The sequence below is a fragment of the Paenibacillus tyrphae genome, assembly GCF_000722545.1.
GTDB classification, from domain to species: domain Bacteria; phylum Bacillota; class Bacilli; order Paenibacillales; family NBRC-103111; genus Paenibacillus_G; species Paenibacillus_G tyrfis.
In genome coordinates this window covers 20,761-32,333 of record NZ_JNVM01000030.1, presented here as the reverse complement: position 1 = coordinate 32,333, position 11,573 = coordinate 20,761, and the positions used below count along the sequence as shown (strand labels likewise).

Sequence of the window (11,573 nt, the reverse complement as noted above, 5' to 3'; positions counted from 1 at the left end):
TATCGTTAAACTTGCCCGGCCCGCTCGCGCAGCGTCTGCACGAGATCGGCGAGAGGCAGCGTTTCTTGTTCGCCGGTAGCCATCGTTTTCAAGGTAATCTCACCCTTCGCAAGCTCATCTTCGCCAAGAATAGCAACATAAGCTGCGTTGTACCGATCGGCCGATTTCATTTTCGCTTTGATCTTGCGACCCAAGTAGTCTTTTTCCGCGGATAGTCCCGCCAGTCGCAAATTTTGCAGCAACTTCACACACTCGCGCTCTGCGGCTTCGCCAAGGCCGATCAAGTACACATCCAACGGTTTAACCCCCGGAATGTCGACTCCCTGCGCCTGCAGCACAAGCAGGATACGCTCCATCCCGAGTCCGAAGCCGACGCCCGGCTGGTCGGTACCGCCGATTTCTCCAACAAGGCCGTTATAGCGTCCGCCGCCCCCGATCGTATCGATCGCGCCGATACCGGCCGCTTTGTACTCGAACGCGGTGTGCGTGTAGTAATCCAGCCCCCGGACCAGCCGCGGATTGATGCGGAACGGAATTTCCATCGCGGCCAAATACCCCTGCACCGCTTGGAAGTGCGTCTGACATTCCTCGTCCAAGTATTCGAGAATGGTCGGCGCGCCCTCGCCGTATTTCTGATCGACCTTACAGTCGAGAATCCTCATCGGATTGCGGTCGTAACGCGATTGACAGTCCTTGCACAGCTTATCCTTCACCGGAGCAAAGAACTCTTGAATTTTCTCGCGGTACACGGCCCGTACGGCCGGGTTGCCGACAGAGTTGATTTCCACCGTGACGTCTTTTAACCCGAGCTCTTTATAAAACGTATAGCCGAGCGCAATGATTTCCGCATCGAGACTCGGGTCTACCGAACCGAACGCTTCGATGCCGAACTGGTGAAACTGACGGTAACGGCCGGCCTGCGGCTGCTCGTAGCGGAACATCGGGCCGATATAATACATCTTGCTGACATCCGGCTCGCCGTACAGCTTGTTCTCCACATAAGAGCGAACGACCCCGGCCGTCCCTTCGGGACGAAGCGAAATGCTGCGGTCCCCTTTGTCAAGAAATGTGTACATTTCCTTCTCGACGATGTCCGTCGTCTCTCCTACGCCACGTTGGAACAGCTCCGTGTGCTCGAACATCGGCGTACGGATCTCGCGAAAATTGAAACGCTGACACACTTCCCGGGCCTTCGCCTCAATATAATGCCATTTCTCGATTTCGCCGGGCAACAGGTCTTGCGTGCCCTTCGGTTTTTGAATGCTCATGTAAGCCAGACTCCTTTCTGTCGCGTTTCAGCACAAAAAAATAAAAAACTCCCGCCCCTGAACTAATTCAGGGACGAGAGATTGTACTTAACCAAAGTCTCCCGCGGTACCACCCACGATTCGAACGAGCTTGCCGCTGCCGAATCCGGCTTAAGCAAAATAACTCGCTCACACTCTTCAAGCGGGTAACGTCCGCCAACCGCAAACGGCTACTATCCGGCACTGGCTATGAACGCCTTCGTCTGGCCGGGGTTCCCCGTTCGTCCTCCGGGAGGTCTCTTCATCCGATTCGCATAAGGAAGCTTGCAGCCTAGGCTTCCCTCTCTGGATACGCAAGGTTCGAATTACTTTGTCCCATCAACGGATCTACAAGATATGACATGGAATTAGAATTTATTCTACCCGCGAAGGTTTCCAAAGTCAAGAAAAAACATGCGCTTGCTTGCAAATTTTCGTTTGGATTATTTTGCCGACTTCAGCGCGTTATATACGTCTTTCATCAGCATATACGTATCGCCGTTGGTCAGCTCCTGTTTGTTCGCAATGCCGTCCAATGTCGCGGCAGCAAGGAATCCTTTGCTTTGCAGCGTCTGCAGCGCTTGCTCGGGCGACGTTTCCACCTTCAGCAGAAGGGCGATCATATGCGCCGCTTGGTCCAGCGTAACCGGCAGCGTCTTCGGATCGGTGCCTTTGGCGAGCGCCTCTCCCGGATTCCCGGCCATGGCCTCGGGCTTGAATTTGCGCATGCCCAAGAGAAGGTTGACTAACCGCTGCTGGTTGGACTTGCTGTCCAGCGCAAAGTTGTTGTCGTATCCGCCTGTCGCAAGACCGAGCGTGACCGCTACCTTTAAGCCTTCGTACGCTTTATGCTCCATGAACGGCTGCGCCTTGATGCTGAACGGTTTCAGCACCATGCCCTGCTTATTCAGCGTATCCTGAAGCTTCGAAATGGCTTCCTTGTTGGCGGACATTTGACGGAACGTGCTTCCGGAGTCCTCCGCGATTTTTGCTGCCGCTCCGGCTGCTTCGGCAGCTGCCATGCCAACCGGAATGACGCGTGCAGTCCCGTGCGGGAGCGAATCAAAGCTTGCTGCGCGTCCGACGACCAGCAGCCCGTCCACTTTCAGCGGCACGATGCTGCGGAACGGTACAGCGTATTGCTGAGGCACGGTAATAACCGCACCGTTGTCCGCAGGCGACATGCGCTGAATATCGACCGGATAGGAGCCGAAACCGATGCGATCCCATTGATCGCGGTTTTCAAGCACGTCAATAATGCTGAGGCGGTATTCGCCTTGGATGTGACGCGTTTCGCGCACATACAGCTCCGGTGCTGTATCGTCCAATGCGATGCCGGCAAATTCGGGATATTTTTCATTCATGTATTTTACAATATTGGGAAGCTCGTCCTTGCCGAGCTTAAATGCTTCTTCCCGCGACTTGGGGTCGGTTCCGTCGATTCCGAAAATTTGCAGCGCATTAATCAGCATCGTATCGTTGTTCTGACGTCCGATGTTCAATCCGCGCATCCGCACGCGGTCTTTATTAACCGCGGGATAATCCTTCATGTCTTTGTAGCCCCAAGCGCTCATTTCGTTCGCGCCCGTTCCGGCGTCGTTGTCTCCTTCCAGACGTTTGCGGACCTTTTCCCATACGTCCGGCGTGACATTCTTCAACCGGAAGACGAGCGTCACGGCCATACGCGCCTTCTTGTCGCCAAGATCTTCGCGCCCCGTCGTATAAGGAACTCCGGCGGCTGCGGCAATGTCCGCATCCTGTGTTGCATCGATGAGCGCTTTGGTCTGAACGGTTTTGACACTGCCGTCAGCAAGCGTCAGCTTCATGCCCGTGATTTTGGAAACCGTTCCGGAAGGGGAAGTGATCGGCTCCATCGATTTGACCTTCAGCAGCACGTCGATATTTTTCTCTGCGGCTACCAGCGAGTTAAAGGCATTTGCAGCCGTCACGACATCGAACGAATCTCCTTCGATTTTGCCGTACCACTCCGCAAATATGCCCTTGTTGAGCATTTCCCGTTTATGAAGGACACTTTTGTCCGGCTCATAGTTCATGTCCAAGCTGTTCAACCATCCGAGGGTCATCAGTCCGCCCAAGATTTCGCGGTCTTTTCCGTCAACGAGCAGCGTCTTCTGGCCGTTGCGCGCCGCAGAGACGGCCGCCGCCACTCCCTCGGGATCGGTCCCGGCCACAATAAGGTCATAGCTGTCTTTCGGAGTACTTACCGTTTTCACTTCTTCCAGCTTCTGGGCAGCTTTTCGTTGACTGCTGTCCGCTCCTGCTTTCATTCCCCCTGCTTTCCAGTAATGCCATGCACCGGCGCCAGCCGCAATTAGAACGATTAATGCGATTACTATTACGTATCCTTTTGCGCTGCCTCCGGAATAGTTCGATTTCCCTGCCATAATACACCTCTGCCATGTTATGATTTATGCCTGATCATTTGAAATTAAAACGAAGCATGATCCGTTACGCCGCCTTACGACGGCTGGCCGGCCGGAACGCCGTAAGCATCGTTCAGCAGCCTGATTTTTTTGTCTACATACTCTTGATAAGCCTCATTGTAGAAAGACGGCTCCTTCGGGTTCGGCATCCGTTCGATGCGCTGCTCGTAGCCGTCCTCATGCTCGACTTTCGGATAAAGCACTTTGCTTACCGCGCCGCAGCCAAGTCCGATAATCGTCTGACGCTCTTCCATCATCAGAATGTTGTACAGACTCTCGAAGCCTTCGAGCGAATAGCCGACGTTCTCCTGATTGCCCAAAATGTTTTTCTGCCGGTACATATAATACGGCTTGTACCCGTGCCGCTCCGTCCATTCGGAGACTGAGTGGATCATCTCGGCGATTTCGTCCCGCTCCGCCACTTCGTACTCGCTTTTGTTCTTCGTCATCTTGGAAGCGCGCTTGAAGGAAAGCGTATGAACCGTCAGCGATTCCGGCAGCAGCTCGACCGTTTGATCAAGCGTCCTCTGCAGCTCGGCCATTCCTTCGTTCGGCAGCCCGATAATCAGATCCATGTTGATGTTGTTCAACCCGAGCTTTCGCGCGAGCTTGAACTTGTCGATCGTTTCCGTCACCGTATGGTGCCGTCCGATCGCATCAAGCGTCGCCTGCGTGAAGCTTTGCGGATTAATGCTGATCCGGTCGACCTTCCACCGTTTCATCACTTCGATCTTATCTTCGGTAATCGTGTCCGGACGGCCGGCCTCGACGGTCAGCTCGCGGACACGATCCATCGCCGGGAACGATTCGTGCATCGTGACGAACAGCGCATCCATCTGCTCGGCCGTAATGCTCGTCGGCGTTCCTCCGCCCCAATAAATCGTCGTTATGCCGACTTCGGCTTCCCGCATCCAGCGGCCCATCTCGCGAATCTCGTAATGCAGTCCTTCCAGGAACGCCTCGACGGACCCGTTATTCCCTCGAATATCGTAGGCCGGAAATGTACAATAAGCGCATTTGGTCGGACAAAACGGGATTCCGATATAAATGCTTACTTCCCGGTCTAAATGGAACAAATCAGGGATCACTTTCAACTGGCGTTCGGCTATTCCGGCGAGCAGCTCCACTTTCGGTTCGGTGACGAGATACTCGTCGCGCAGCGTTTGCTTGCAGCTTTCAATCGGTTGTTTCATCATCATGTTATGCATTAGCTTGGTCGGACGCACGCCGGTCAAAATCCCCCATGCCTGCTCCAGCCCGGTATACTCGCGAAGCACTTGAAGCAGCCCATAGACGACCGACCGCTTGACGGTGCGTTTATGCCCGGCGTCCCGCGCATCCATCGCCCGCTCATGCTCGTTGTCGTAAGCGGCTCCCGTCTCCCGGTCGGTCAGTCGGATCTTGGACCTGATTACACGCTTCGTTTCATCGGCTTCCACCTCGACGCGAACGTGCAGGCGCGCATCGTCCGTTCTCTCGTAGACCGCTTCGACCTCTTCGAAAAAAAGCTTGCCTATATGAAACAGCTCATTGGCCTGTTCACCGAAACCGACACGCTCGAATTCGATTTTCAATGCATTCCATCCTCCGTTAATCGTCTGTGCGAGTCAGCCGCCGGATGCCGAAACAAATGCTTCGTCACTTATAAGACGGGACTACTGCACAAGAAGTTTCATATTGGAACAAAACTAGCAATAGTTTAGCATATTTGGCTGTCTATTGAAACAAACGGACCGCTTTCGCTCAATCTACGAAAACGGCCCGTCTTTTTGGTCAGCGGAACGGTTTGCGCGCCGTCCGCTTCAGTTGCTCGCTGGAAGAAGAGAAATCGGCACGGATTTCCGTATCGTCCATGCCGGACGATTGCAATGCCGCCGCCTCCGCCAGACCGCCGGAAACAAGCTGCAGTTCCGGCATCAGTAAGCTTTGTTCTTTCGGCGATCGGTACATAATAGGCATAGACTCCTTAGATGTCGGGCAGCCACGCAAGATGAAATCGTGCGCAGGCTTATCTCTCATTGTCTCCCGCCTGAGCCTTGCTTATTCGTATGGATAAAAGCCGCTGTATGTGCGGCTCGGATGCTAAGCCTGCTTGCTTTCGACGATGAGCGTAACCGGTCCGTCGTTGACGAGCGACACGTCCATCATTGCCCCGAACCGCCCGGTCTCCACATGGAGTCCCGCTTCACGCAGCATATCGTTAAACCGTTCGTAAAGCGGCTCCGCAAGCTCCGGACGAGCGGCTGCCATGAAATTGGGCCGTCTTCCCTTCCGGCAGTCCCCGTATAAGGTGAATTGAGAGATGGACAGCACCTGGCCTCCGGTTTCAAGCACCGAATGGTTCATTTTCCCTTGTTCGTCTTCGAATATGCGCAAGCCCGCTATTTTATCGGCAAGGTACCGGGCATCCTCCTCGATATCGCCGTCCGCAATGCCGACAAGCAGCACCAAGCCGTGGTCGATGCGGCCTACCGTCTCGCCGTTCACCGTCACTTGTGCCGCTTTGCTTCTTTGCAGTACCACTCTCATAAACGTTCTGACTCCGTTTCAAAAATAAAATTTCCGCGCCTTTAAGCCTGCATAATGCGCTGCACCGAATAAACGTCCTTGATCCGCTTGATTTTTTCCACGACCGAATGAAGATGATCGATATTGCGGATCAGTATCGTCATGTGGATGACCACCATCTTATTTTTATCGGAGCGGCCCGAGACGGCGGAAATGACCGTTTTGCATTCCGATACGACCTGCAGCACTTCATTCAGCAGTCCGCGCCGGTCGTGACCCGTAATTTCGATCTCGACATTATAATTCGCCTCGATGTTGTCCGCCCACTCCACCTCGATCACGCGATTTCCTTCTTCGCTGCATTCCGGCGAAGGAATGTTCGTACAGTCCGAACGGTGAACGGATACCCCGCGCCCGCGCGTAATATACCCGATAATCACATCGCCCGGAACCGGATTGCAGCAGCGGGCAAACCGCACGAGCAGGTTGTCCACTCCTTTGACCCGGACCCCTCCAGTCGGACGGCCTTTGCGCTCCTTATCCGACACCGGCGCTTTCATTTCCTTAACCTCGGACGTAAGCATCGCCTGCTGCTGGGCTTCCTCCGCTTCCCTGCGAACCTTCTCGGTCAAACGGGTTACGATCTGGGCCGCGGTTATGCCGCCGAAGCCGACGGCCGACAGCATGTCCTCAATTTCGTTAAAATTGAATTTCCGGGCGACCTCCAGCATCTCGTCGTCTTTCGTCAGCGCCGGAACGTCGTAGCCGAGCCGTTTCAGCTCGCGCTCGATCATTTCCCGGCCCTTGAGCACGTTTTCTTCGCGGCGCTCTTTCTTGAACCATTGGCGGATCTTCGTCCGGGCGTGCGACGATTGAGCGATTTTCACCCAATCCTGGCTCGGTCCGTACGAATGCTTGGACGTCAAAATCTCGATGATATCGCCTGTTTTCAGCTTATGGTCGAGCGGGACGATGCGTCCGTTGACTTTGGCGCCGATCGTACGGTTCCCGACCTCCGTATGAATCCGGTAAGCAAAGTCGAGCGGGACCGAGCCCGCTGGCAATTCAATGACTTCCCCTTTCGGCGTAAATACGAACACCAGATCGGAGAAAAAGTCCATTTTGAGCGACTCGACGAACTCCTGCGCATCCTGCGTATCGTTCTGGAGCTCAAGAATTTCGCGGATAAAATGCATCTTGTCTTCGTAGCTGCCTGACGGGACAGAAGTGCCTTCTTTATAGGCCCAATGCGCGGCGACCCCGTACTCCGAGGTACGGTGCATCTCAAACGTGCGGATCTGAACTTCCAGCGGCTCGCCTTTCGGACCGATGACCGTCGTATGCAGCGATTGATACATGTTCGGCTTCGGCATGGCAATATAATCTTTGAAACGGCCGGGCATCGGCTTCCACAGCGTATGGATGATTCCCAGCGTGGCGTAGCAGTCTTTAATGTTGTCGACGATAATCCTCAGCGCCAGCAGATCGTAGATTTCATTGAACTGCTTGCTTTTCACCGTCATCTTCTTGTAAATGCTGTAAATATGCTTGGGCCTTCCCGAGATATCGCCGTCGATCCCCATCTCCTGCAGCTTCTCGCCTACGGACGTAATGACGTCGCTTAAGTACTGCTCCCGTTCGGCACGCTTCTTCTGCATCAGGTTCACGATGCGGTAATACTGCTGGGGACTCAAGTATCGCAGAGCGATGTCTTCCATCTCCCACTTGATCGCCGATATCCCTAGACGATGTGCGATCGGGCAAAAGATCTCCAGCGTCTCGTCCGCGATGCGCCGCTGCGCTTCCTCCGACTGGTGCTTGAGCGTTCTCATGTTGTGCAGACGGTCCGCCAATTTAATAAGAATGACGCGAATGTCCTGTGCCATGGCGACGAACATTTTGCGGTAGTTTTCGTTCTGGTGCTCTTCCTTGCTCTTGAATTTGATTTTCTCGAGTTTGGTGAGGCCGTCGACGATCATCGCACAGGTAGCGCCGAACTTTTCATGCACCGTTTCGAGCGATACCGTCGTATCCTCCACCACGTCATGGAGCAGCGCAGCAATGATGGAAGTCGTATCCATCTGCATATTAACCAAAATGTCCGCTACGGCCAGCGGATGCAATATATAGGGCTCTCCGGATTTGCGCACTTGGCCGTAATGCGCCTGATCCGCAAATTCATAAGCTTCCTGGATTCGTTTCAGGTCATTTTCTTTCACATATGTGGATGCCTTCGCAAGAAGCTGCTCTATCCCCATCCGTTCATCCATTCCCTTAATTCGATTTTAATCCATTATGCCCTTGAACCGGGGGCTGCGTCAAGAATTTGCGAGACAAACCGACATATTACGCGCAAAACGGACAATTGTACACGCTCCGCGTACGCTGACGGCTACAAATCCCGCAGCGCATCGGCTACCAGCCTTCGGCGCTCTTCGATGTACCTGCGGATCATCCATACTTCGCCCTCGAACTCGGAAACCGACCATTTGCGAGCCGAATCCTGCACCACATGAGGCCTTATCGCGCTGTGCATGGTGTGGGCGACGGGAATGATTTTTCTTACTGTGAACGTGTCGTTCAGCATAGCTGCAAGCAGCTTTTTATACTTGCTCCGGACGGCCGGAAATTTCAACAAGGTACGGGTCAGCCGGTTATAGCCCGTCACGCGCACCAAATCGCTGCCGCACGGTTTGCCGAAGCAGTTCCTCCCCCAAGTGCCTTCGTAATCCCATGGAATAATTCGGTATTTTTGTGATTTTCGGTGCCGATATATGGCATAGTTCTGATCGAAGCCGTCATAATTTCCGGTTAAAACGGCCCCTGCCAACCAGCGGAGGTAATTGTCGATGTCCAAGCGAAGCTGCAGATAGGATAATAGCGCTTTAGAGCTGTCCGAGCCGAGGGTATTCAGCTTGCGGATAAACAGCGTGAACTTGCTCCGGTCATCCGAGGAACCGATCATTTGCTTGTAGCCTGAAAACAATGACGATTTTTTGCGGCTCGTATCGTTCGGATACATGCTGAAGTTAGCATCGTCGTTTACGGCATAAAACAGCGACTGAACCGAGATTCCCCGTCTTCGAAAAAAATAATGGTCGACCCCTTCGATCTCCAGATACACCCCTAAATTTTGGCCGTTGAGTCGAAGCAAGCAATGTCTGGTTTGAGAACACGGTACTCCGATCCACTCGAAAAAGCGAAACGACAAAGCATTCCGAATCAATGAAGGATCGTCGTACTCGGCATTATAATGGTACGTTTTTCCACCGCGAACCACTTCGTAGGAACGTTTCGGGTAGTCGCGCGTATGTCCGCCCCGGTAGCGAATCTTGATCTCCTTTTTCGTTCCCTCGGACACCATGCTTCCTTGAACGAAACGGTTGCTCCAGACGTTTTTTTGCAGCTGTTTCAACTGCTGCTCGCCAATTACCAAGTGCCTCACAGGCAGTTCTGCAAACATCGACCTTCCGCCTTTCTCTACAAAGCAAAAAGCCTATCCTTGTGGATAGGCTTTTTGTGCTACTTTACCGTATGCATCCGCATACAGCTCAGTCACGGCGATTGCCTTGTCTGCGTGCCTTTGGCGCTTGGCGCCTTTAGCGTCAGCTCCGACCACTGCGATGGCTGCGGTCGCTGCGATGGCTGCGGTTACTGCGATGGCTGTAGTTACTGCGGTGGCTGCGATCACTGCGATGACTGCGGTCGCTGCGATGGCTCCGATCACTCCGCCCGCTGCGGCAGCCCCAATCGCCTTGATTTCCACCCCAAAACCATGGGTCACAATTGGGGAATAAAGGATTCATAGTGCAAAACTACTCCTTTCCTACTGATAGTTTTAGATTATGCTTGCGGTGACAGCGTTGCCATGGACAAACGTTAATTCTTGAAAAAGTGCACTTTCGCCTTGTCCGCTAAAATCTACCAACACCATGTCCAAGCCTCAAGATACTAGCGGAAATTAAAAGACAACTAGATTACAGACTATACCGAATGATGCGAGATACATATAAATAAATTACAAATCAACTCCTTTGATACATAAAAGGAGGTTGGTGCCTATGCGGTAAGTTGGCGATTCGGTGACAAGCCGTCGGCAGGGCATCTATTCAGGGAATCGGAAAAACCATTATTTTATTACACGGAGGGGAATGATTTAACTTCGGACCATGTTATCGTCATTATTAACAACGAACTTATTCGCGTCCCTCTCTTCCATATTAAGAGCGTTACCGTCGGACTGAAAAGCCGTGGAGATAAAAACGGGAACAAAAGCGGGAATTAACTTTTGGACACCTCCTTTCTTCAATTAAGCCGCGGACGGAGCACCGAAAGCTTGGCTTGTGAGCAGCGTATGTCCATGTGGAAACCTTTCTTTGAGGATCGGAGTGCCTTCCATTTTAGGTGGACCGTCACGGACAATAACCGTCTTTCTGAATGACGGTTATTTTTCTAATAGGCTCGCAGCCGATATGGAAAGGGGGTCAACCGAAATCCCGTAACAGCTCCCGGGCGTGCAGATGTTAAGCAGCTGCTGCTGCGGTCATTTGGGGACATGGCTTTGAACTTCAGCAGTGCGAAAAAGTTAATGAGGAGGTGTTCATGTGAAAACGATGCGCTCGTATATTAACCAATACGTCGAGTTGTCCGTCTCTGGCAGAAAGGATTGTGTCCGCGGTTTATTAATTGACATCGGCAGCGATATTATGGTTCTTCACGATGGAGAACGGTTTCTATACCTCCCGCTCCTGCATCTACAGCAGATGTCTCTTTCCGTCAAACAAGAGGCAGGTGTGGAATTTTCGGGGATTTCATGGGAACCGTCGCAAGATTTATCGTACCGAAAAGTGTTGATGAACGCCAAAGGAATGTTTACCGAACTGTATATAACAGGAAATCAATCGATTCACGGATACGTAACAAGCATCATGAACGACTTTTTCGTCTTCCAATCGCTGGTCTTTCATTCCGTTTTGATCGGTATGCGGCATTTAAAATATTTGATTCCTTACAGTCCGAATGCAACGCCTTATGCCATGAATCCGACTTCGTTTCCGGTCAGAACACCGACCATGGCTCTGGCGCGAACGATCGATCAACAATTGAAAAAATTAGAGGGGGAGTTCGTCGTATTGAATCTGGGAGAAGACCCTGGCAAGATAGGTCTGTTAAAAACCGCCGACACCCCCATTATCGAAGTCATTACTTCCGGCGGCGCGCCGATGTTCATGCATATCGATCATGTTAAAACGGTCCACCGCCCTTAAGCTGCAACTCCTTTGGCTGATAAAAAAAGCGGCCCAAGGAATTTAATTCCTTCAGGCCGCTTTCCCAT

General features: G+C 52.7%; 9 protein-coding genes. 2 read left to right on the top strand and 7 right to left on the bottom strand.

From position 1 onward, the window contains the following. Nucleotides 1-5 precede the first annotated feature (5 nt). The 7 genes from hisS to ET33_RS27930 all read right to left on the bottom strand — a co-directional run bounded on the left by hisS (nt 6) and on the right by ET33_RS27930 (nt 9,701). Nucleotides 6-1,268 (bottom strand): histidine--tRNA ligase, encoded by a 1,263-nt coding sequence (hisS, locus tag ET33_RS27955; protein ID WP_036689944.1) that lies wholly within the window; start codon nt 1,266-1,268, stop codon nt 6-8. A 461-nt stretch (nt 1,269-1,729) separates the two neighbouring features. Beyond that, complete coding sequence (locus tag ET33_RS27950) at nt 1,730-3,691, bottom strand: FAD-dependent oxidoreductase (RefSeq protein WP_036689943.1); 1,962 nt, start codon at nt 3,689-3,691, stop codon at nt 1,730-1,732. A gap of 74 nt (nt 3,692-3,765) precedes the next feature. Beyond that, a complete protein-coding gene (locus ET33_RS27945; protein ID WP_051775715.1) occupies nt 3,766-5,304 on the bottom strand; it encodes a coproporphyrinogen III oxidase in 1,539 nt (512 codons plus the stop codon). Between the two features lie 199 nt (nt 5,305-5,503). Then, on the bottom strand, nt 5,504-5,680 hold the full coding sequence (locus ET33_RS39035; protein WP_010498701.1) for a hypothetical protein: 177 nt from the start codon (nt 5,678-5,680) through the stop codon (nt 5,504-5,506). 132 nt (nt 5,681-5,812) lie between these two features. Then, nucleotides 5,813-6,259 (bottom strand): D-aminoacyl-tRNA deacylase, encoded by a 447-nt coding sequence (gene dtd / locus ET33_RS27940; protein ID WP_036689942.1) that lies wholly within the window; start codon nt 6,257-6,259, stop codon nt 5,813-5,815. A gap of 41 nt (nt 6,260-6,300) precedes the next feature. Beyond that, the gene (locus ET33_RS27935) at nt 6,301-8,496 is read right to left on the bottom strand and encodes a RelA/SpoT family protein (RefSeq protein ID WP_036689941.1); all 2,196 of its coding nucleotides are present in this window, start codon (nt 8,494-8,496) and stop codon (nt 6,301-6,303) included. A 134-nt stretch (nt 8,497-8,630) separates the two neighbouring features. Next, nucleotides 8,631-9,701, bottom strand: a complete 1,071-nt coding sequence (locus ET33_RS27930) for a CotH kinase family protein (RefSeq protein WP_036689940.1) — start codon at nt 9,699-9,701, stop codon at nt 8,631-8,633. A gap of 127 nt (nt 9,702-9,828) precedes the next feature. Between ET33_RS27930 and ET33_RS37845 the strand changes: the two genes are divergently transcribed. Continuing rightward, nucleotides 9,829-10,035 (top strand): hypothetical protein, encoded by a 207-nt coding sequence (locus ET33_RS37845; RefSeq protein WP_152570716.1) that lies wholly within the window; start codon nt 9,829-9,831, stop codon nt 10,033-10,035. A gap of 816 nt (nt 10,036-10,851) precedes the next feature. Next, on the top strand, nt 10,852-11,505 hold the full coding sequence (locus tag ET33_RS27920) for a hypothetical protein (RefSeq protein ID WP_036689994.1): 654 nt from the start codon (nt 10,852-10,854) through the stop codon (nt 11,503-11,505). The last annotated feature ends 68 nt before the right edge of the window (nt 11,506-11,573 follow it).